We start from the raw sequence: 19,588 nt of genomic DNA, 5'->3' as shown, positions 1-19,588 counted from the left end.
TCTCCTTTCTAGCCGAAAAGGAATGGAAAAGCCTTGTCCAAGGTTGTTTCAACCACTTCTTCTTTTTCAGCAAAGTTTATCTCTAGTGCTTGCACCATCAATTCTATATCTGATAAGCGCATTTTTTTGATATCTAAAATGGTATAACCATTTTTTAGCAGACTCTGAATCCACAAGAGCAAGTTGTCTTTAGCTTCTTGAGGAGTTATCGTTCCTTTTTTTCGTCTTCCTCTTTTTCTCCGCCTAAAGCGTCAACAAAAAGATCATTCAATTTGTCCAAAACAGTCATGTCTGACTGTTTTAAGTCATCGATAGTAAATTGATTTCCGTACATTTCAACAAACATTTGTAAGTATGATTCGTTTAATTTGCGGTGCTCTTTTGCATCCAAGCGGTGTTCATCACTGCTAAATACAGCGCTTTGCCTAACTTGATGTTCAACTGCTAATAGATTATCTTCAACATTGATGAAATCCTTCGCAAAAGTCTTATCAACACCGCCTTTTTTTAGTGTAATTTCGTACATATCTACTCCTTATCAAAAATAAAAGGTTGGATTTAAAATCCAACCTTAAACAACTTCATCTCCGTGGCGACTATCAGGAAGACCATCAGAACTTCGATGGTCTTCCACTACGACTTTGGGAATACCATTCCTTTGAATGTTTCTAAATTAAAATCACTTGCAGCTTCGCGACCGATAACGATAACATCACCGTCTTCGCCGCGAGCCACAAAGTTACCCGTTACCTTGTCTGCCTCTGGGTTAGGTGCACCCTCTTTTGTTTTTGTATCCATGCCTGGAATGTTAAATTTACCTTTTAGCAAGCCAACCCAAATCGCTTTGCCATTTTCATCACTTGTTCTAAACATACAAGCAACATTGTTAGGCGTGAGCGATTTATTGTATTTTTCAATACCATTTTCTGCCTTTATACCAAAGAAAGCTTGCCGAGCTTCGGACGTCAAATCTAACACCTCAATTTCTAATTTAGTTTCCGTAATACCGCCAGATAAAACAACATACGGTCCATCATCTGCCATAACTGTCACTAACTCGTTAGTAATATCAAGTTTCGCTGCTTTCATCCCAGGCAATGGCTTGACGCCATCTTTTTTTTCTTTTACTTTGTCATCATCTCCAAGCACTGCATACTGGAAATCACGTAGTCCAAATTTTACTTTTCCCATTTAGTTCCTCTTTTCTTAATAAAAATCAAAATAGCGGTATTTCCTTACATTCATTAGTAAGTCAATATCGCTATCTTTGTATCTTGGCTTTTCATTTGCGGTATATCTTTCAAAACCGCCTTTTTTTAAAACATCGTCTATACACTTCGCAATCTGGTCAGACTGAGAAGCCGTTTTACACCAAAAATTGATTGTAATACGTTGTTCATTGCTAACCATATCATCATCCGCATATAGGGATGGTCCATCGTACGTCGTATTTATGCGCATAAATGGGGCTAGCTCTACTTTTCGTACATCAATTGGGTTGTCTGGTATATCGTAAGTAAAAATACCTTGTTCAAACCCATTTTTAAAAGGACCACCTCTGAGCTTATCCAACAACTCGTTCAATGTCCTATCGTTTTTTAATAATTTATAAGCTGTTGTCTCAGCAATCAAAGCCCAAGTCCCTCCTTAACTTTTTGAGCGTAAATTTCTCTTGCTCTCGGCGTCATCTCATTGATAGTCTTTTCCTCAAAGTCTTGTCCTTTTTGATAGATTGTCCCACTATTCGGGAAATGAGCGCGCCAACCAGTTTTTCGACCGTAACCGATATCTTTTGATATAATGCCGACGTTAGCTCCTTTGAAACCACTTGTCGTAGTATCATATTTCAATTTAGTAACATAAACTGAATAATCTATTGGTGTATTTCTAGACAAAGCCTTTTCGAACTCCTCAGCAACCTGCGTAACCGCTCCTTTCGCAGCGTTAGGCGCTTTAACCTCAAGTTTAGTAAGATTATCCAAAATACCATCAAGTCCTTTTGTCATGACATGCTAACCCCGCTAATCATAGTAATATCTTTACCAGACTCGTCCAATTCAATTTTGTCAATCTTATATATACGTTTGTTAAAATCGACAAACATAGTGTTATCGATGGACAATTTAGGATTGTATCTGATTAAAAACGTTTTTGTATCTTTGTTTGTAGGCAAATCACTTGCATTTTGAAATTTCGATTGATAATTAAAATCTCTCAGTTGCGTTTTTATAACTTCCGCCCAACAGGTATACAAATCTTCACGAATGTTGTCTACAACTTCACCATCTTCGTTTTGTCCGCCTGTTTGGTTAAAGATAGTAATTCTAACATTCATCTTCCGCGTTATCATGCGTCACCACCCCTCAGTCTGAGTTGGTGGATAATGTTCAGAACACCGTTAGCAAGCGGATAGCGATTACTATCCGCAGATAGACCACGGTGATCGTATTCCTCCTTAACCTGTTTTTTTACAGCTAACGCAAATTTAGCGCTATCTTTGAACGTGTCTGCGGTTGAGCCATCTTCTATCGCAAAACAGATTTGTTCCTGTGCCGATTTAATCATTTCTTCGATGATGTCATCTTCAAAATCAAAGTCAATTTTACAATAGAGCTTTACACTGTCTAATAACTCTTTCGATACAGCCATAGCTATACCTCTTCAACGCCTGCTAGTGCAAGTAAATCTGATTTCAATGTCTTACCACTAAAGTCAATTCCTTGACTTGTTAAATAGCGTTTGATTTCTTCTACAGTGCTCTTACTAGTTGGTTTCGCCTCTTTCTCAGAGGCTTTCGCTGGGTGTGAATGTCACATAGTATCCAGCTTTGTCATCAACTTTAGAAACGCCAAAGCGAAGCACAGCTTGCAAGTATTGACCGTAGATTTCATTATCTGCCCAACGAAGCCCTAAGTCTTTACGATCAGCAAATAATACACCACGTTTAAAATCTCCGACAAAAGCCGAGTCTTTACCAATTACGTCATCAGATAAGACAAAAACAGGTTTTCCAAGAAATACTTTCCCAGAAACAGAAGTGATTGAATCTTGCAATAGGTAACGACCATTTTTATCTTTTAGTGTATCCATTGTTTGATAGAAACTTTGAGATACAATAAACGACACGTTGTAAGCAGGGTCTAAATCAACGTTGAGAAGCTTCTTGATTTCGTCTAAGTTTTTTACTGTCTTAGTTTCGAATTTTTTGAGAATTGTTGCGATAGCGTCATTTGTTGTATTAACTTTCATTTGACCGATTGTTTCAGCAACAATACCAACCAAATCTACATCTGCGTCGTCAATTGACTCTTGAGACAACGGGATAGCTCCACGGTAAGTTTTAATTTCCCATTCGACGTTTTTAAATTGTGGTTTGCCTAGTTTTGGATTTTTTTCCAATTCTTCAACGCTTACCATTTTCTCTGTTGCACGTTGTAATACCGGCCATTTTCCTGATGCTTTTTTAGCTGGGTGGATGCTAGTGAATTGTTTCAAATCAACAACTGTCTTAACTTCACGAGCTGGTGTATATAAAATTTCTTCACTAGAGACAGGTTTTACATCTTTTTTCTTAACACCGTCCGTTTTAGGATCTACAGGAGTTGTTTGGTTAAGTGGGATAAGAACCTCGTCTTTCCCTTCAAAACGCAAAGTTTCGTTAGTTACTGTTCCTTTTGAACGAATAAATTCGTTAACGCTTTCGCGGTATGTTTTAGTTTCTTGTGGCACTTCTTTTCCTCCAGTATTTTCTGCACCGCCTTTTTCAATGCTAGATTCATATAATTTCAAGTCGTTTTCTGCTTCTGCTAGGCTTGCTTTAGCTTCTTCAACTTCTGCTTTAATTGAGCGAGCAGTTTCAAGGTCATCTGATTCCAAAGAGTTTTTTACTTCTGCTGTTTTCGTAGCAATTGTTTGGTTTAAGCCAGCGATAGTCGCTTTAATTTCTTTAATTTTTTCTTCGAACATAAATTCCTCCAATAAAAAATGAGCCTATAGCCCTTGTAAAATTTCTTCTTTTTCGATTTCTAGCAACATATTGCTAATTTCTTTTTTACGTTTATTTCTACTTGCGTAATAATCATCAATTACCGCTTGCGGCAACATCGAATTATCAATGCTAGCGACTGCTTCAAACGACATCACTTCGTCAGCAAAACCTTTTTCTACGGCATCTTGAGCGGACATAAACGTTTCATTTCGCATCAAATCCATGATTTCATCTTCCGATAACCCTGTTTTTGCGACATAGGCATTCACGATAGCTTTATCGCTAGATTTCAGAGCGTTAGAAGCTTTGTCTAGAACATCGCTATTACCAGACACCCGATTAAAAAGTGCTTTGTGCACCATCATCTGAGCGGTTGGGCTCATGACGACTTTATCAGCTCCCATAACAGCCACTGATGCTGCGCTTGCAGCCATACCAGTGATTTCTGCGGTTACTTTTCCTTTATAATTTCGCAAAGCCGTATAGATTTCACTTCCGACTGTAACAAGACCACCATTTGAGTTAACTTCCAAAACAATATCGCTATTGTCTTCGGGAAGGTTATCAAAAATACTTTTTGCACTAACAGCTTCCATTCCGTAATAGTCGTAAACTTCTTGAGAATTATTTGAAATTAGTGGCCCTTTAAGATTTATCCTCTTTGGCATTTACCTCACCTCCTTTCCCTTTGATACCAATCTTGTCCTGATATTCTTCTTTTTTGTCTAAAAAGACGTAGTTTAGGCTCGACTGATACCTATCCATATTAGGATCTGTAGATTTTTGCTTACCAAGTTCGACAAGGCCTTGATTAGGTGTTAATATTTGGTTATTAACCAGCTTGACAATTTCATCAACATTACGACCTGTGACACTTCGTGTGTCGAATTCGATATGATAGAGACGCCTGTCGTTGTCGTTTAGTGTTTTAAGACCTAACTCACTTGTAATTGCGTCAAAATAAAAAGGCAAGTCATTTGTGACATAGTCCTCCATAAGTTGAGCAACAGACTGGTTTGGGCTATTAACCCCAAGCTTATAGCTAGGGACCCGCAAAGCTTTAGCAATCTGAGCGGTTGAAAAATTGTTACTTGTGATTAGTTGCAACACGTTAGTATCAATTTCAAGTGGTGTATATTCTTGCGTATCATCGAATACTAAAGGACTACCACCAATTGCACCCTCGCGCATTTTTTCAAATTCAACTCTGGCTCTCTTACGTGCTTCACCGCTTAATTGAGCACCTTTCATTTTTAAGATACCGCTAGAAAATCCATCCTTGAAGAATTTAATTAAGGTATTGATACCACCTTTTTGTAGGTCTATCTCATCTCCTAAAGATAAAAGCGGAGACCTTCCCAAAATTGTGTCATGGCTAAAGAATTTCCAGTGTATGACATCATGAGCAAAGCATTTAATTTTTTTACCAGTCAAAGTGTCAGTAAAAGTGTAGACAATATCATGATTGTCCGTTTCCTCGACTGTTGTTTCTGATGGTCTATAAAACTGAAATTGCAGCGCTTGACCTGTTTTTGGATCGCGCAAAATGCGAGAAAAGGAGTTGCCGGTCAAAATGGCATTGACTGCCATAGCGAATTTCCAAGTCCTAGCACTCGCATTATTTGTGGATTTAACATTTAAAAGATAATTAATATCCTCATCGTGGATGATGTCGCCATTAACATCCTTTTTAACGAGCGGAAACCTAGCAATGTCTCCAGCAATAATAGACGTCGCTGTCAAAATGTCACTGTTTTTTAACGCCGACACTCCTAAATATTTTTGAGAGATATCGCCGGCCAGAACAGATGCTACATAGTCATCGTAAGATACCTTTGAACTCCCCAAAGGTTGAAAAAAACTCATAGATTTCTCACCTCCTTTCTAGAGGTCTGTTACTTTTTCCAGCGGTTTTTGTGTTTTTTCTTGATGCGACTTAACTCATTATTAGTTGCTTGAGCATTGTGTTCTACAATTTGTTCGAGTTGCTCAATTCTTTTATGCTGATTCCTTAGCGCATCAGCTTGCAATGCGTTTTCTGCAATCAGTAACGCTACTTTTTTTTCAATTTTTCGTTTTTTCTTAATACGTTTATTCATTTTCTTCCTCCTATGCTATCTACGTAGATAGCTAAAATAACCAAGATAAGACCACTTGATATAAAGCCGACTTTATCGCCAAACAAAAAAAGACCGTATATTAACAGTCCTAGTCCAACTAATAAGATTAATGTATGTATGTTTTTTAAAATAAAACCAATCAAAACAGTGTCTCTCCTCCTAGAATCTTTTCGCTTGTCCAGTAGCCAGAACCATCAAATGGCTCTAAGTAACAAACTGCATACCCGTCTAAAGCTGCGTCCAGAGGGTCTATCTTATTGCTATTCTTATTCTTATCAATCCTCATACCATTGTTATCAGTCTTGATATAGGCGTTGTTTACAGCCATGGTCAGCAAAGGGTTACCAGAGTGCTTTATTTTGCCTTTTTTGAGGTCGTCACGGAATTGTTTTGTCGGCATGTTCAAAACCATTGTCGTCTGCGAAACTTCTATCAGAGGCCACTCTGGATGCCTTTTTTCAATCATTGTAAGTAATGTTCCAAACTGATAAGGGTCAAAGCAAATTCCATTAACTTCCCACTCGTTGGTATAGACCATCTCTTCAATTTTTTCTAGGACACGCTCATCATCAATAACCCCGCTTTCAAGTGTTGTTATCTCACAATAACCTTGACGTTCCAAATTACTATAAGATACACCATCCCGCTTTTCTTTAGCAGTTAAACCATATTTTGTAGCAACAAAAGAAAAGCTATCGATGTACCAATAGTCATCCATCATAACGACTGGTGTGATAGCGAACAAGTCGCTAACACGACCGACGTCAACACCTAGCCAAACTCTGCGTTTTGTGGTGTCTGGTTTATCAATCTGAGCAAGTTCCCAAGATTGCTTGTCAATATAGGATTCCTCGCTAGATTGACGCCACATGTTAAAGTTTTTAATCAGGACTTTATTAATTTCCCCTGTTTCGAGAGATACTCGTCTACGAGTTCGTAGATAGTCCATGATCTTATCGTGCAGAGCTTCTACTTCGAGTATTGGATTAGATTTTATCCAATTAGATTCATCTTTAATCTCTTCTTCGTTGTCTTGCTCCGCGACATATCCAAAATAGCCATCATCTACAATTTCTCCATCTAGTATTTTAGTGATGTATGGATACTCAATTGTGTGCATTGGGACATTCAAATCCACCCCAGCCGTCGAAATAATCAAGATAAACGGGTTATCAAGCTGACCTTGACCAGATTCTAAAAGTTCTAGCATTTCATTAGTCTTTGATGCTGCGAACTCATCTAAGACACCAACATAAGGTTCAAATCCATCAACCGCTCCCGTATCGCGACTAAGGGCCCTAATATAGGATTCGTCATGCAAATTTTTGAGTTCGTCCCTAACAATTTTAGTGGCTTTTCTAACATCTTCATCTTTACCTCTTAGAGAAGATAGTTGCTTTTTAGCCATATCCCAAGCTATTTTAGCCTGTGTTCGGTCATTAGCCGTACAAAATAGTTGTCTGCTCATAGATGGGTTATGACCAAACAAAAATTCATAAAGCAAAATACCAGCTATTAGAATTGTTTTACCGTTTTTACGAGCAACAGAAATCATAGCTTTTCTAAATCGTCTCAAAGAATGGTCGTTTTTTTTACGCCATCCATACAGATTAGATATAATAAACTTTTGAAATTTGGCTAACGGATATGGTTTTCCAGTTTTGACGTCTGGTAAAATTTCAATGAAATGAATTGGATCGGCCGCTTTTTCTGGTAGATAAATAAATTTAAAATTGTCATCGCCTATTTTTTTGAGGTCATTCAAATGTCTCAAGCATGCTTTGAAAACTTTTTGACTTGCTTTTATCTCTTCGTCAACAACCATTTTTGCATAATAAAAAGCGTCATCTTTATAGATGTCGCTGATTGCTGAATAATCGTATTCCACTTTTATCACCTACGAACCTACGCCAAACGACTGCCCTATCGTTTGCTTATAATACCGACCACCTTCTTTGCCAATACACTCCACTAAAAAGCCATTATCCCATGGATTATTTTGGGCGTCATTTGGATCGTATTTAACAACTATTTTAGTGATGCTATTTATTTTCTCACCGTTGATTTCAACAATCGGAAACTTGTCGTTCCCTAACCATTTAATAGTAAATTCTTTAACCGGCTTCATTTTTATCCTCCAAATTTATCAAAAATACTCTTGGGCTTTTCCTCTTCTTTAGGAATAAACATTTTCATACGACTGTCAACTGTTAAACCTAATTGGCTAGCACTACTTCTGATATTAGTTGTAGCCTTTTCCAGTGTTAAAATAAGCGGACTCGGAATTAAACCTTTGTCTGGATCATTCGCAAAATAGCCAACTTCATCTAATTTTTTGACTGCATCTTTATATATTGCGTACCATGTGCAATATAGTTCAAGAAGCCCTCTATCTAAGTTTCTTATGGGTAGGGTCTGCAGGTCATTTATAATTCTTCTATACTCAGCTCTAGCCACTTCGTTTAAGTGCCGCGGTGGTGTTACTTGCAATTTCGCAAGACCGTCAGAAGCCTTTTCTTGAGCGGTTTCTCGGACTTTTTTCTCTTCTTTAGTAAGGTGTTTTTTTGTCGTTTCAACTACTTTTAATTTTCTCCCCATAGGACCTCCTTTACACAAAAATTGACAGTTCAAAAATTTCAAAAAGGGAATTTTTTGCACGAAAAAGGCCGCGTTCTCAAAAACACGAACAATACACGCCCGTTCAAAAACAAGCGGGGTATTTTCCGAACATTTGTGCCGTATATCGTTTTTTTATAGCCGTTTATTCGCCATGGCTTTTACATCTTTCTCTTATCGCTTTACTGTCATTACACGCTTTACAGCTCGCTTGTAGGTTGTTCCAGTCTAACCTTTTACTCCAATCTTTCTTAACTGAGATAATGTGGTCAGTCATAGTTGCTTCTCCTCCACACATAGCACAGACATAATCACTCTGCAACAAGACTTGTTTGCTTGTCTCTCTCCAAATCTTAGAGTTATAAAATTGTTTAGTCTTCTTGTCATACTTCCATCTGTTACGATTATAATCTCTGTACTCAGCTGACCTATCATCGTAGTCTACAGTTGTTCGTCTACCTCTTGAGATAGTTAATTTCTGTGGTCTCATTGCCTGACCTCCAATAAAAAATAAGTATTTTATGCGTATTTTACTTGACAAACATGTCTTTTATGTGTATAATATAAGTATAGAAAGTGAGGTAAGCAATATGCCAATGACCCCTAAGCAAATGATTAAATTGCTTAAAAAGAACGGGTTTTATGAAATTAGTCAAAACGGTAGTCATAAAAAACTTCGTGATGATTTAGGACACCAAACAATCGTTCCAATGCACAATAAAGACCTTGGTAAGGGTCTTGAAGATACCATCTTAAAACAAGCGGGTTTGAAATAATCCGCTTGACAAGATGACTTGCTTATCTCACAATAATCAAAGGAGAATCATTATGTTAGTTTATCCAGCTATATTTACACAAGACTCAGATTATATCATGGTTACATTTCCAGATGTCCCTGAAGCAATCACTCAAGGTGAAGACTTTCAAGAAGCTTACGAAATGGCTGTCGAAGTCTTAGGTTTTGCCCTTGAGGATTATACTGACTATCCAAAGGCGAGCTCCGTTTCTGATTTAAAAGAACAGTATCTTGGTTCTGATATTGCTTTAATTGGCATTGATATGATTGCCTACATGAAAAAATATCACTCTAAGAAGGTACGCAAAAACGTGACTATTCCTGAGTGGTTGAACAACGCAGCCGAAGATAAAAACCTCAACTTTTCTCAAGTCCTTACTGAAGCACTTGAATTAAAATTACAAGCATAAGAGCCACCGTTGTGGTTCTTTTTGCATAATAAAAAGCCACCACAATGTGATGACTGAGTGTTTATTTATTCGGACGACTAACACTAAACGCCTCTTCACGCTTGTCTCGTCAAGTAACGTGCCCTAAACGCTATCTGTTATCGCATGATAGTTGCGCTGTTGTTTCCGTACAACAGTTAAACGACGTTTTCCACCACTAAGACTATAACTTAATGCGTGTTTTTAGCAAACGCAGCTACAGGAACAGTCGGAATCGAACCGACACATATAATCAGACCGTCGACAATCCAATTATCAAGGCGCTACCTCTACCGTTTTCCAATCACGGTTCATGTTCCAACGGTTTAGTCTTACTTTGCGCAAAGGTCCCCGTAGAGATACTAGTGCTTATTTTTAAAGTAAGCCTATAGACCCATCACGAATCGAACGTGATTAATACCATAAGGTCTACACAAAAACGGTTATAACTCCGCTCCATGTCCCACGCCCGCTGTATTGCTCTAGTGGCTGAAATAACCACTATTGAGACGGCAGGATTCGAACCTGCGTACGTTCCAGACCCTTTATAGTCATATCGCTCCCCCAACTGAGCTACGTCTCAACACCCTATCTCGCCTTTTAGCTACAAAATAGCAAGTTCGATAGTAGTTAAAGTTGACGACTAAATAAATAGCCTGTTGGTAAATGATTATCTCTTCTTGCTATTTTGATAATACTATATTAACACATATTTTTATGTATAAACTATTGTATTACTGTATAAAAACTAGTCAAAAACTCCTTGCTCTACAATCAAAGAACCCTCCCTATAAAGCTCTGCAAAAGCTAATAATGCAGCATCTAGCGTGTCATAATAAAAACTCTCTGACATACATAATTCTGTATAAATAACCTTATCTGCATTTTTGTAAGGAGATAGGTATTTGTCATACAAAATCCTACGCTTTTCTGGCTCCAATATCATACTAACTGATTGCTCAATTGCTTCTAATTCTTGTTCAGCTGACACACGGTTGAGTGCTAAGCGTTCAACTGGCTTACTAGGAGTTCCGTGTGATTGTCTAGGCTCAAAGGAATAAGTGGCTGTCACTTTTTGAGTATCTACATCATTAGCGATCCTACGCCAGCGTGGATACTCTCTTAGTTTTCGCTTAGCGTTTGATTTAGTCTTTTGTATATTAATTTCTGGAAAAAACGTCATGAAAGCTCCTCGTATGATATAATAGTTGTACGAATATATACCGAATGGCGCTTTCACGAGCGCTTTTTTATTGTTCTCCTTTCCTTTTTCTGCTGACTGTTTTTTTGTGTTGTTAAATGTCGAGTATTAAATTTTTAGTTTTGTGTCAGCACTATATTTTCAGCTTTGTGCTTGTATAATCATCTGTGAGCGATAACAGACTTTAGATTTTTTATGAAAAAAATGTCGGAGGATATTTCCCTTTCTAAAAATTTCGCTCTATAACTACGTAACGATTATTCCACGCTACGCAGCTGAATACTTACAGAAAGCTTCTAGGGTAAGTTTAACGAGTATTCCAGCTCGTAGACCCACAGAGCCATTGCAGGCTCTTAGGCGCTTGCGTGGGACTTTAATTTGCTTCTGTGTTTAATAGTTTAAAATGCCAAGTTTCATATTCACCATGATAAACGAAGCTTATAGAGTCTGCGTCAACGATCTTATCGCATACAACATATGCTAAATCAGTATTTTTTAAATAATCTTTTTCACCATATTTAACAATAGCAATATCATGTTTTTCACCACTTCTAAAATAATAGCCAGAGGACAAATTATATTTGTCATTGTTAAAGTCATTTGCATATTTTTTTGATATAAAAATTGTTTTTTCTTTCATAATTTAATCTTTCCCCATAAACTAAGCATTTTCGCTTTAGCTTCAACAGTACCACTCGAAGACTCTGTAATTTCTTCTAACTCGTAAAAATGAACTTTTTTATTATGGAAAGTAATCATTATTTTTTTGTTCTGTTTTTCCATAGAGTTGAGAAATTTAACGGCTTCAAATAATTTTTTTAAATATGTCATCTCAACTCCTCCAAACTCACCCATCTAAACTGCGGAAACTGTTCTGCTTCTTTGCGTGTGCATTTGTGTGCATATTCGGTGTTGACTGTGTATACTGGTAATCCGTCCCGATTATTTCCTACATAATACGCACGTTTGGGATTTACCAACACTCCTAATTCTTCATTCATTCTGTTACCTCAAGATATTACATAAACAAAGTCACTATCCAAAGCAATAACAATACGACTAGCGGAGAAATAAACGCTCTTGCAATCACTGTAGCAAAATCTTCATCCGTATTTTTTTTAGCAATAACAAAACTAATTAACACATCAATTCCTACAGCTTGCGGTAAATTGATAGATGGTACACCATCGATTGTTAATAAAATATTATTCCAACCGTATTTAATAACAAATCCAGATAATACTAAGCCGAACGGCAATAGAACTAAAAGTATAATAAAGTTCTTTTTAGCAGCATTTTTATTTTTATCATAATTCATAATCTTATTTAACTCTCTTTCATTCATTTTCTACATCTTTTCTAAACTGCCAAGCCCAGTCAAAGTCTTTGCGGATTTCGGATTCGGTGACGTTTCTAATATTTTTGTATTCCTCTAATTGATCTTCATATGCTTCAATTAATTTTAGTTTCTTGTTTACCTTTACTAAAATTATTTTTAAATCACTATTCGGATTTGGTATCTCAACCGTATACAGCTTCTCTTTTTCGATTGTGTAGCCATGCATCCAAGCACTAATAAAATCATTGTGGTGGTCAATAGCCCAAAGCCACACATCATGATAATAGCCACCTCGGTTATCAGAGGTGAGATTATCGTACATATCTATTGCAGACGCATCCGAAAATGATTTTTTATGTTCCTCAATCCAATCAGCCACAAACTGTGGCACTTCTGGTTTTGGTTGAATGAGTTGGTCGAGTAATACTTTTACAATATGTGTTTTCACTACTGGAATGTCGCCGACACCACCTTTACCAATAGACTGTTTGTCTATCAATTTCTTCGCTTCTTCAATATTCATTTTCTACCTCGCTTAACTTCTTCAACAATTTCAATTGCTACACCTATTGCAGCCATATAACCAGCGTAGCTTTCTTGTCCGTAGTTATCCAGATCATTGTCAAATTCTTTATTAAGTCTTTTTAAAATTTCGTCAATCATACCCTATCCCCCATTTCCAGTCAGCTCAGCAATCCGTTTTGTCTGTCTAGCTCTATCATCACTAGCACGTTTAAGTTGCTTTTGTGTCCTGCGTAATGCAGTCAAGTATTTCTTATTCTTCAATCATCCTTCTAACCTTTCTAGTAATTCTGGATTTTCGTGTATATTTCCGATATTTTCGATTTCCCGAATTTCGTCTGGACACCCGTCTTTGTAGTTGTAAAATGGATCGTGTGTATCTGCTTTATCAACTATGTTCCAACCAAAATCTACAAATTTTACTTGTCCTACGTACTCAGACAAAGAGTCGTTAAAAAGTCTGCAACACTTAACGATATCCCCATCAAACACCTCAATGCCGTTTTTATCTTTTAGGCCTGTTGATTGCATTAACACAGCTTCCTCGAAAGGGATATATCTACGGACAACTTTCCGATAAAAGGTGTATATTTTGTTATCGACGTAATCTATTGCTTCAACCACGCCCATAGCTTGCGTTACTTTATCCCACACTCTAAATTTTGGTATCATCCTTAACCTCCAACCAAACCGCTAACATCACGCAATAATTAGCCATGTCGTTTAACGTGTCTGACAGGCTTTCTGAGACGTTTTTGTCGCTGCTTATAAGATTATATAGTCTGTTGTATTTATCGCCTATACGAACGATACCAGCGATGTATCCGAAGTCGTTTAGAGACTTCTCGAAAGAATTTCCGTAATCTGCGTTTTTGGCTAAAAATGTTTGATAGTTTTCGTTATATGCTACTTGCATAGTTTCTGCGTTAATTTTATCTGTCATGTGTTATACCTCTAAAAACTCATAGCTGCATATATCAGACGTTTAGTCTGCTTGTAATGCTCTAACTTAGTATCTTTGTGCGCTCTTTTTAGTTTTACAAAAAAGTTCTGTTTCATGGTCATTTGGATCGTGATACTCACGATATGATTTGAGATACATCTGTACATAAGTGTCTTTATCAAAATAATCTTTAAATGCTTCGATTACGTAAGGCCTTGGCAGTATATTTCTACGCTTGTTATTTGAGATATTTAGTCTTAAGCGTTCTGATGTTTTATCATCTAGATTTAACTCTTTGACACGTCTCAAAATACTGCTATCAAAGATACTATAAAATTTATCCGTTAGTTCGTTCATCTATTTCCTCAATTTTTACTTTTATTCTAGGGTTTGGACTATACTTTTTTGTTGCTCTTAAGTCACATACAATATTATCGTCTGACCAGACAATCCCCGATTTTTGTATTTTGTCATAACCCGCGTCTGAAATACTATCAAAAACAGCTTTAACTAGGTTATCAATATCAGGCTTCTTTACGTGCCATATAAGCTCGTTTATAAATTTTTGATATATTTGTACGGTTTTACTTTTTGAGCGTGCCGTAGGCTCTTTTATTAGCGTTTGTGGCGCTCTCATGTAAAACGTGACATCTACTTTTACACAGTTATCAAAAAATGGCCCATTATAGTTTTTTTCAATCCAACCAGTGACTTGTTTTCTCCACTTTTTCATTTTAGGGTCTTCATACGTTCCCCACTTGCTAAATTTTGGTCTTGTTTGTGGTTTTGGCTCTACTGGTATCTCAAACTCTGTTTTAAAATTCAATTTCTTCAACTCCTACAAAAATAGCGATTCTTTTTGAGCTAGGTCTAGCTTGATAAGATTTAGTCATGTACTGTTCTATGGTTGCTTTTTTGATACCAAGCCGTGCTGATAACTCTTCTTTTGTGCCAACGTCGACAAACTTGTCGTCGTCATATATTGCATATATCCTTTGCTTCCGCGGCTTCGTCATATTTAGAATGGTAAGTCATCATCTGAAATATCCATTTTGTTGGCATTGCCAAAATGAGAATTAGAACTATTGCCGCTTTGATTAGTCTGTTGTTGGCTATTGCGACTTTCTAATAATTGGAAATTTTCCGCAACAACTTCTGTTACATAGATACGTTGCCCTTGCTGATTTTCGTAATTGCGTGTCTGAATGTGCCCTGTGATACCGATTAAAGTCCCTTTTTTAGCCCAGTTTGCTAGATTTTCAGCAGATTGTCGCCAGATAACACAATTAATGAAGTCCGTCTCTCGCTCTCCGTTTTGCTCTTTGAATCTGCGGTTAACTGCAAGTGTAAACGTAGCTACAGCTACTTGACTTGGCGTGTGACGAAGTTCGGCATCCTTGGTCATGCGACCTACAAGTACAATATTATTAATCATTTTTTAGTCCTGCTTTCTTTTTGAGTTTATTGATTAATTCGTCTGCCGAAACAATGTGTTCCGTATGCAAATTTTCCAGTGTCCCCACTTTTAAAGTATCGGTTAGCCATTTTGTTAACTCTTCAACGTTTTGGTTTGTGGCTTTCGCAATATCATTTAAATCAGACTTGTAAGTCTCGACTTGGATATTGCTTATTTTAGGAGTTTTAGAGGTTGTCGGTCGGGAGGTTTTTTGTTCTTTGCGTTGCGTATCTTCTGTAACAATCGCATCTACATCTTCCTCACCAATTCCAAACAGCCCTTGCAAGGCATACTTACCTGCGTACGAACTCACTGCACCAGTCCATTGCGGAACTTGCATTTGTTGTATTTGTTTAGGTTCTCCTGTTTTATAGTCTTTAGTATTTAAAACAGGCACACTGTCCAACTCAGCATATCTTGTCGCTTGGTGTTGTTCATCACCAAGTCTAGCTGTTGCTGTTGCTTTGATAAAAATTCTGCCGATCAATTCCACCAATTCGTCAGATACCGTTAACTCCCACCCGCTATTTAGTGTTTTAAAGTGTGTAAAAATATCTTCTGCATTGCGAAATGTATATTTAACGCCTTGTTTTGTTGTTTTTGTTATTTGCATTTTTGTCTGCAATTCTGCAAAAGTCATGCTCATCTACTTCACCTGTAAACTTTCTGTTTCGATTAGTTGAACTCCAGATATATCAATTCCAGATTTTAAAACTTTTGAGATTTCATCTTTTTTTGGTTTGTATTCAACTTTTTCTTGCATGTATTCAAAAGGTATTTTTGTTTCGTCCAAAACCTCAACCTTCTTACTTTTTCGCAAAGATACTTTAAACATTCCAGCATCAACTTTTTTCTTTTGACTTAAGTCCATTGCTAGCCTAATTGTATCTTTGTATTTTTCCGCTTTGGCTTCTGCTTGCTTTTGCTTTTTGTAAAAAGTTTCTTTTTCGTTTTTGTACATTTCAATATCAGCTTGTGTATTTTTTAACATCTTTACAAAATATTCAATATTATTCTCTAAATCTGATTGAAAATCGATGCTATCCAAAGTGTCTTGAAATGTTTCATCATCAAGATCCATAGCTGATAATTGCGCATAAATACCCTGTAACTCGTATAAATAAGCCATTTATTTCCTCTTTCTGTGTTTCAGCTGCCAATTTTCGGCTTTTAATCTCTTCAACTGTTTCTTTAACTCTATATTTTCTTCAGCTTCTTTAAGATAATCAGACATCAAGTCGCTGTATCTACTTTGCCAGTAACGACTAGACTCATATATTTCTTCGTTCACAGTCAGTCCTCTAAAATTCGTTGTTTAATTTTCCATCTGCTGTCTGAATTAGTATCAACAAACATTTCCGGGTCTACATCAAATTCTGTGCTGATATATCCCATCAAGTCCTCGTCTGTATAATCTTTAAACTCGTTGTAAGTCTGCCTCAAAGAAGGATCGTCATAATTTTTTAGGTGATCTACCGTAAATATAAGCGCATCCCTAAAATTGCTATCAAATGTGATTGACTCACCGTTAATTCTGATTTCAACCATATATCCCTTCCTAAATCGCATATTTCTTGCGCAATTGCCGCAATAGTGTCACGTACTGTGATTTATCAACTAGCCCAAAATCAAGCAGCTTCTCACGCTCTTGATGACTTGCTCGGTACCAGATAAGCGTTTCTCTATGTTGTTTTGTCATAACGTATTCTCCTGTTTATATCGCTCTATTCTTAATCGGTCTGCTTCTGCTGTTGTCATACCGGTTCCAAAAGCGTATAGGTTTATCCAATTAAAAATTGGCTTAACTCCATTTTTTTCGATTCCTTCGGCGCAGTAACTAGCAAACTTAGCAAAAGTCTCTTTACTCGCCGTTTTACCAAAATCTTTTTTGATTTGTTTGTTAAAAAATTTAAAAATCTCCTGATCCATCTTCTATATCGTCTATGCTTCCTAGTGCAAATTCTTTTAAATCTGGTCCTTTGTAGTCTGGATTAGACCAGCTAGGAACGTTGGATTGTGATTGCATTGTTTTGTTAGCTTTTTTAGCTTTAAAGTCTCTTTGAGCCTGATATGCTTGTTCAGGAGTCTTTATCCCATCATTAATCCAATTATCCAAAATGCGAGCGATGTAATTAAATTTGCGGACATTATTAGCAACTGCTACTTTAACAGCTTCCAAAAACAAATCCTTTGAGACATTTTGTCCAATGAGATAGTCATTAATCATGTCGAACTCAAACTTTACAAGACCTCTACCAAGATTTGCTTCAACAACATCAACAAACCTATCTTCTTTATCTTGTTCTAGTTCTAACTCTTTATCTATATTTATATCTATCTTTTTATCTTTCTCTATCTCTATCTCTGGTGTACATTTGTACAACATTTGTACACCACTGTTATTTTTTGCTCTTAGTTTTCGTATCCTGTCAGCCTCAGTGCTTGATTTTCCGACAAAATTTTGAATATTTGTCATATATATAGCACCATTATCAAGAATTTCAATTAGTTGTAGGTCTCTAAAAATTTGAATAGCCTTTTCGACAGTGCCAACCTGATGTCTTGTAATCGTTGCAAGCATTTGTGCGTTGTAAGGGATAAGGTTGTTAAACATTAATAAACCGTCATTTTTTAAACTTCTTAGGTATAGCTTGAGCAAAATATTGCTATAGATATAGCCGTCAGGCATACTTTCTAAAATGATTGCTTCATCACTTTCAAAAAAATTTTCTTTTAATTTTAGATAGTAATACTTTTTGTTATCTGCCATTCAATACTCCTTAAAAAGGTCTATCCTTGCCCCAAACTTTCCCGCATGATCCTGGGGTAGGTAACTCTATAAAATCCGTGCGTTTTGGTCTCTCAACCTTTCGCACAACTTGGTAGTTATCTAACACCGTCTCAACAGTCTTAGTAATTGTCTTTTGATTGCTATTGCGATTGCCGAGATATGCAAGTAAAGCGATAAATGCTAGTATTGCTACTCCTGTCATTGGATTTTCCATATCATACTCCTTTTCTCGATCCACTTGTTCGTAGAGATCTATTGACGTCTGCTAGGTCATATAGCACTTTCCCGTTTAGACATGTGTTTCAATTGTCCATTTTGGTCTTTCTTCTTTTTGGTTTTGCGAAAATAAAGTTAAATAATTTTTTCATTTTGTAATTTTCTCCATTCTTCAAATTTTTTAACTTTTGTTGAACGACCGCCAACCTTGTCAATGTATTTGCGATAATTTCTGTCTTTGTACATCTTTCTTAGTAATCGCTGCGTTTGGTCAAATGACTTTCCAATAAATTCGGATAAGTCGTTATCATTAAGCCAAAGCTCTTCGTAAGGTACTTCGATACCGCTTTTAAGTTTTGCTAGCATATTGTTTCCTTTCTGTGATATAATTAAGTAAATTAAGTTTGTTTTGAGTCCGATTCCCGTCGGACTTTTTTAGTGGTATAATCATCTCGAAAGGAGGTGATTATAATGAACGACGTTTTAAAAACTAATCTTATTGCAGATGTCGCTATTTTTTCGGAAAAAAGCAATTGTAAGCTTAATGTGATTACAGCGAGTGGAATATTCACTGGAACTTTATTACCTGAAAATCCTGATAAAGCCAAGTATGCTCATGTCCTTGAATTCTTGGAATATCGTAAAGAAAATAAAGATGACAACGAAAGATTTATGTTGCTTGTTGATGCTACTTTGTCAACATCAAAAGAATCTACTTTGAACCTTCCATTTGTTGTTCTGTTTATTGACCAGATAATCGGCGTATCTTCTGTTCAGTAGTTAGCGTATTACTTAACTTTTCAGAATCTACTGTTACCACAGTAGGTTCTTTTAATTCTGCTAGGATTTCTTTTAGTGTTTGGTTTATTTCTTTTAAAATAGTAATCATGTTCTTTCTCCTTAGTGATATACACTTTGATTTTGTATGAACGCTCCATAGTATGGATTTCGTTCTTGCTGTTCAGCAAATGATGGCAACTCATTTAAAACAAGCTTTCGAACAGCAGCGCAAAAATTAACTATCATGACCGATATCCTCTTCTGAAGGTGTCGGTATTTGTTTGGCAATAATCTCAACGGCAATTTTTATGCCGGTTAAGAAACCTTTTCCATAGTCAGAACCTAAAAATTCTAAGATATTTTCAGTGATCAACTGCTTAAAATTTCTTCCA

General features: G+C 36.6%; 40 protein-coding genes, 1 tRNA gene and 1 pseudogene. 3 read left to right on the top strand and 39 right to left on the bottom strand.

What is annotated here, in order from left to right; genetic code table 11:
- Window positions 1–8: 8 nt before the first annotated feature.
- From EGX96_RS11135 to EGX96_RS08410, 15 genes are all read right to left on the bottom strand, one after another.
- Complete coding sequence (locus tag EGX96_RS11135) at window positions 9–182, bottom strand: hypothetical protein (protein ID WP_000928086.1); 174 nt, start codon at window positions 180–182, stop codon at window positions 9–11.
- A 23-nt stretch (window positions 183–205) separates the two neighbouring features.
- Entirely contained in the window at window positions 206–526 is a 321-nt protein-coding gene (gene gpG, locus EGX96_RS08475; RefSeq protein ID WP_000273026.1) for a phage tail assembly chaperone G, read from the bottom strand.
- A gap of 107 nt (window positions 527–633) precedes the next feature.
- Entirely contained in the window at window positions 634–1,191 is a 558-nt protein-coding gene (locus EGX96_RS08470; RefSeq protein WP_000521115.1) for a major tail protein, read from the bottom strand.
- A gap of 15 nt (window positions 1,192–1,206) precedes the next feature.
- Window positions 1,207–1,632 (bottom strand): hypothetical protein, encoded by a 426-nt coding sequence (locus tag EGX96_RS08465; RefSeq protein ID WP_000559945.1) that lies wholly within the window; start codon window positions 1,630–1,632, stop codon window positions 1,207–1,209.
- Complete coding sequence (locus EGX96_RS08460; protein ID WP_000160229.1) at window positions 1,629–2,006, bottom strand: HK97-gp10 family putative phage morphogenesis protein; 378 nt, start codon at window positions 2,004–2,006, stop codon at window positions 1,629–1,631. The genes EGX96_RS08465 and EGX96_RS08460 overlap by 4 nt, the downstream gene beginning before the upstream one ends.
- Window positions 2,003–2,350, bottom strand: a complete 348-nt coding sequence (locus EGX96_RS08455; protein ID WP_000632972.1) for a phage head closure protein — start codon at window positions 2,348–2,350, stop codon at window positions 2,003–2,005. Before EGX96_RS08455 ends, EGX96_RS08460 begins: the two co-directional genes overlap by 4 nt.
- Window positions 2,347–2,649, bottom strand: a complete 303-nt coding sequence (locus EGX96_RS08450) for a head-tail connector protein (protein WP_000301152.1) — start codon at window positions 2,647–2,649, stop codon at window positions 2,347–2,349. The genes EGX96_RS08455 and EGX96_RS08450 overlap by 4 nt, the downstream gene beginning before the upstream one ends.
- Before the next feature lie 135 nt (window positions 2,650–2,784).
- On the bottom strand, window positions 2,785–3,966 hold the full coding sequence (locus tag EGX96_RS08445) for a phage major capsid protein (RefSeq protein ID WP_000461336.1): 1,182 nt from the start codon (window positions 3,964–3,966) through the stop codon (window positions 2,785–2,787).
- Window positions 3,967–3,990: 24 nt separating this feature from the next.
- On the bottom strand, window positions 3,991–4,656 hold the full coding sequence (locus tag EGX96_RS08440) for a head maturation protease, ClpP-related (RefSeq protein ID WP_001126088.1): 666 nt from the start codon (window positions 4,654–4,656) through the stop codon (window positions 3,991–3,993).
- Entirely contained in the window at window positions 4,634–5,854 is a 1,221-nt protein-coding gene (locus tag EGX96_RS08435; RefSeq protein ID WP_000007730.1) for a phage portal protein, read from the bottom strand. Before EGX96_RS08435 ends, EGX96_RS08440 begins: the two co-directional genes overlap by 23 nt.
- Before the next feature lie 29 nt (window positions 5,855–5,883).
- Entirely contained in the window at window positions 5,884–6,087 is a 204-nt protein-coding gene (locus tag EGX96_RS08430; RefSeq protein WP_001042282.1) for a hypothetical protein, read from the bottom strand.
- 160 nt (window positions 6,088–6,247) lie between these two features.
- Window positions 6,248–8,002 carry a terminase large subunit gene (locus EGX96_RS08425; protein ID WP_025194528.1) on the bottom strand — a complete coding sequence of 585 codons (1,755 nt, stop codon included), beginning with the start codon at window positions 8,000–8,002 and terminating at the stop codon, window positions 6,248–6,250.
- A gap of 3 nt (window positions 8,003–8,005) precedes the next feature.
- Entirely contained in the window at window positions 8,006–8,236 is a 231-nt protein-coding gene (locus EGX96_RS08420) for a hypothetical protein (RefSeq protein WP_000805624.1), read from the bottom strand.
- Window positions 8,237–8,238: 2 nt separating this feature from the next.
- A complete protein-coding gene (locus EGX96_RS08415; RefSeq protein ID WP_000532792.1) occupies window positions 8,239–8,706 on the bottom strand; it encodes a phage terminase small subunit P27 family in 468 nt (155 codons plus the stop codon).
- A gap of 163 nt (window positions 8,707–8,869) precedes the next feature.
- Window positions 8,870–9,214, bottom strand: coding sequence for an HNH endonuclease (locus EGX96_RS08410; protein ID WP_001247767.1), 345 nt, complete (start codon window positions 9,212–9,214; stop codon window positions 8,870–8,872).
- A gap of 100 nt (window positions 9,215–9,314) precedes the next feature.
- On the opposite strand from EGX96_RS08410, the gene EGX96_RS08405 reads away from it, so the two are divergent.
- Window positions 9,315–9,500, top strand: a complete 186-nt coding sequence (locus tag EGX96_RS08405; RefSeq protein WP_001132272.1) for a type II toxin-antitoxin system HicA family toxin — start codon at window positions 9,315–9,317, stop codon at window positions 9,498–9,500.
- A 52-nt stretch (window positions 9,501–9,552) separates the two neighbouring features.
- A complete protein-coding gene (locus EGX96_RS08400) occupies window positions 9,553–9,930 on the top strand; it encodes a type II toxin-antitoxin system HicB family antitoxin (protein WP_000964195.1) in 378 nt (125 codons plus the stop codon).
- A 522-nt stretch (window positions 9,931–10,452) separates the two neighbouring features.
- Here EGX96_RS08400 and EGX96_RS08395 read toward each other — a convergent pair.
- The 22 genes and pseudogenes from EGX96_RS08395 to EGX96_RS08295 form a co-directional block, all read right to left on the bottom strand.
- Window positions 10,453–10,531, bottom strand: a tRNA-OTHER gene (locus EGX96_RS08395).
- A gap of 165 nt (window positions 10,532–10,696) precedes the next feature.
- The gene (locus tag EGX96_RS08390; RefSeq protein WP_000142570.1) at window positions 10,697–11,131 is read right to left on the bottom strand and encodes an ArpU family phage packaging/lysis transcriptional regulator; all 435 of its coding nucleotides are present in this window, start codon (window positions 11,129–11,131) and stop codon (window positions 10,697–10,699) included.
- A 391-nt stretch (window positions 11,132–11,522) separates the two neighbouring features.
- Window positions 11,523–11,789, bottom strand: coding sequence for a hypothetical protein (locus EGX96_RS08385; protein WP_000660741.1), 267 nt, complete (start codon window positions 11,787–11,789; stop codon window positions 11,523–11,525).
- Window positions 11,786–11,980 carry a hypothetical protein gene (locus EGX96_RS08380; protein WP_000221696.1) on the bottom strand — a complete coding sequence of 65 codons (195 nt, stop codon included), beginning with the start codon at window positions 11,978–11,980 and terminating at the stop codon, window positions 11,786–11,788. Before EGX96_RS08380 ends, EGX96_RS08385 begins: the two co-directional genes overlap by 4 nt.
- Before the next feature lie 187 nt (window positions 11,981–12,167).
- Window positions 12,168–12,467: a hypothetical protein gene (locus EGX96_RS08375; protein WP_025194512.1), complete on the bottom strand. Its 300-nt coding sequence runs from the start codon at window positions 12,465–12,467 to the stop codon at window positions 12,168–12,170.
- A gap of 19 nt (window positions 12,468–12,486) precedes the next feature.
- Window positions 12,487–13,011 (bottom strand): DUF1642 domain-containing protein, encoded by a 525-nt coding sequence (locus tag EGX96_RS08370; protein ID WP_001019155.1) that lies wholly within the window; start codon window positions 13,009–13,011, stop codon window positions 12,487–12,489.
- Window positions 13,008–13,151, bottom strand: a complete 144-nt coding sequence (locus EGX96_RS11130; RefSeq protein ID WP_000564610.1) for a hypothetical protein — start codon at window positions 13,149–13,151, stop codon at window positions 13,008–13,010. The genes EGX96_RS08370 and EGX96_RS11130 overlap by 4 nt, the downstream gene beginning before the upstream one ends.
- A gap of 123 nt (window positions 13,152–13,274) precedes the next feature.
- Window positions 13,275–13,682 (bottom strand): YopX family protein, encoded by a 408-nt coding sequence (locus tag EGX96_RS08365; RefSeq protein WP_000612386.1) that lies wholly within the window; start codon window positions 13,680–13,682, stop codon window positions 13,275–13,277.
- Complete coding sequence (locus EGX96_RS08360; RefSeq protein WP_000130094.1) at window positions 13,666–13,953, bottom strand: nucleotide modification associated domain-containing protein; 288 nt, start codon at window positions 13,951–13,953, stop codon at window positions 13,666–13,668. The genes EGX96_RS08365 and EGX96_RS08360 overlap by 17 nt, the downstream gene beginning before the upstream one ends.
- An 11-nt stretch (window positions 13,954–13,964) precedes the next feature.
- Window positions 13,965–14,310 (bottom strand): annotated as a pseudogene (locus EGX96_RS08355) (hypothetical protein).
- Window positions 14,291–14,779 (bottom strand): RusA family crossover junction endodeoxyribonuclease, encoded by a 489-nt coding sequence (locus tag EGX96_RS08350; RefSeq protein ID WP_001009815.1) that lies wholly within the window; start codon window positions 14,777–14,779, stop codon window positions 14,291–14,293. The pseudogene EGX96_RS08355 and the gene EGX96_RS08350 overlap by 20 nt, the downstream one beginning before the upstream one ends.
- Complete coding sequence (locus EGX96_RS08345; RefSeq protein ID WP_000165748.1) at window positions 14,769–14,969, bottom strand: hypothetical protein; 201 nt, start codon at window positions 14,967–14,969, stop codon at window positions 14,769–14,771. The genes EGX96_RS08350 and EGX96_RS08345 overlap by 11 nt, the downstream gene beginning before the upstream one ends.
- A 2-nt stretch (window positions 14,970–14,971) precedes the next feature.
- Window positions 14,972–15,388 carry a single-stranded DNA-binding protein gene (gene ssb, locus EGX96_RS08340; protein ID WP_000609374.1) on the bottom strand — a complete coding sequence of 139 codons (417 nt, stop codon included), beginning with the start codon at window positions 15,386–15,388 and terminating at the stop codon, window positions 14,972–14,974.
- On the bottom strand, window positions 15,381–16,055 hold the full coding sequence (locus EGX96_RS08335; protein WP_000063051.1) for an ERF family protein: 675 nt from the start codon (window positions 16,053–16,055) through the stop codon (window positions 15,381–15,383). The genes ssb and EGX96_RS08335 overlap by 8 nt, the downstream gene beginning before the upstream one ends.
- Entirely contained in the window at window positions 16,056–16,538 is a 483-nt protein-coding gene (locus EGX96_RS08330) for a siphovirus Gp157 family protein (protein WP_000323862.1), read from the bottom strand.
- The gene (locus EGX96_RS08325) at window positions 16,539–16,700 is read right to left on the bottom strand and encodes a hypothetical protein (RefSeq protein ID WP_001001351.1); all 162 of its coding nucleotides are present in this window, start codon (window positions 16,698–16,700) and stop codon (window positions 16,539–16,541) included.
- Between the two features lie 2 nt (window positions 16,701–16,702).
- On the bottom strand, window positions 16,703–16,957 hold the full coding sequence (locus EGX96_RS08320; RefSeq protein WP_000229417.1) for a hypothetical protein: 255 nt from the start codon (window positions 16,955–16,957) through the stop codon (window positions 16,703–16,705).
- Window positions 16,958–16,967: 10 nt separating this feature from the next.
- Window positions 16,968–17,108, bottom strand: a complete 141-nt coding sequence (locus tag EGX96_RS08315; protein ID WP_000166038.1) for a hypothetical protein — start codon at window positions 17,106–17,108, stop codon at window positions 16,968–16,970.
- On the bottom strand, window positions 17,105–17,338 hold the full coding sequence (locus EGX96_RS08310; RefSeq protein ID WP_123957838.1) for a hypothetical protein: 234 nt from the start codon (window positions 17,336–17,338) through the stop codon (window positions 17,105–17,107). The genes EGX96_RS08315 and EGX96_RS08310 overlap by 4 nt, the downstream gene beginning before the upstream one ends.
- Window positions 17,319–18,179 carry a phage replisome organizer N-terminal domain-containing protein gene (locus tag EGX96_RS08305; RefSeq protein ID WP_000774716.1) on the bottom strand — a complete coding sequence of 287 codons (861 nt, stop codon included), beginning with the start codon at window positions 18,177–18,179 and terminating at the stop codon, window positions 17,319–17,321. The genes EGX96_RS08310 and EGX96_RS08305 overlap by 20 nt, the downstream gene beginning before the upstream one ends.
- A 10-nt stretch (window positions 18,180–18,189) precedes the next feature.
- Window positions 18,190–18,414 (bottom strand): hypothetical protein, encoded by a 225-nt coding sequence (locus EGX96_RS08300; RefSeq protein ID WP_000431178.1) that lies wholly within the window; start codon window positions 18,412–18,414, stop codon window positions 18,190–18,192.
- Between the two features lie 137 nt (window positions 18,415–18,551).
- A complete protein-coding gene (locus EGX96_RS08295; RefSeq protein WP_000879943.1) occupies window positions 18,552–18,782 on the bottom strand; it encodes a hypothetical protein in 231 nt (76 codons plus the stop codon).
- 105 nt (window positions 18,783–18,887) lie between these two features.
- Between EGX96_RS08295 and EGX96_RS08290 the strand changes: the two genes are divergently transcribed.
- Entirely contained in the window at window positions 18,888–19,196 is a 309-nt protein-coding gene (locus EGX96_RS08290; protein ID WP_001000651.1) for a hypothetical protein, read from the top strand.
- Here the strand turns inward: EGX96_RS08290 and EGX96_RS11125 are convergent.
- Window positions 19,159–19,305, bottom strand: a complete 147-nt coding sequence (locus tag EGX96_RS11125) for a hypothetical protein (protein WP_001867241.1) — start codon at window positions 19,303–19,305, stop codon at window positions 19,159–19,161. The two genes, EGX96_RS08290 and EGX96_RS11125, sit on opposite strands and share 38 nt — an antisense overlap.
- A gap of 126 nt (window positions 19,306–19,431) precedes the next feature.
- Window positions 19,432–19,569, bottom strand: coding sequence for a hypothetical protein (locus tag EGX96_RS11120; RefSeq protein ID WP_000627309.1), 138 nt, complete (start codon window positions 19,567–19,569; stop codon window positions 19,432–19,434).
- Window positions 19,570–19,588 lie beyond the last annotated feature (19 nt).

The organism is Streptococcus sp. FDAARGOS_520 (assembly GCF_003812685.1).
Lineage (GTDB): Bacteria > Bacillota > Bacilli > Lactobacillales > Streptococcaceae > Streptococcus > Streptococcus agalactiae.
This window is presented reverse-complemented; position numbering and strand designations above follow the sequence as displayed.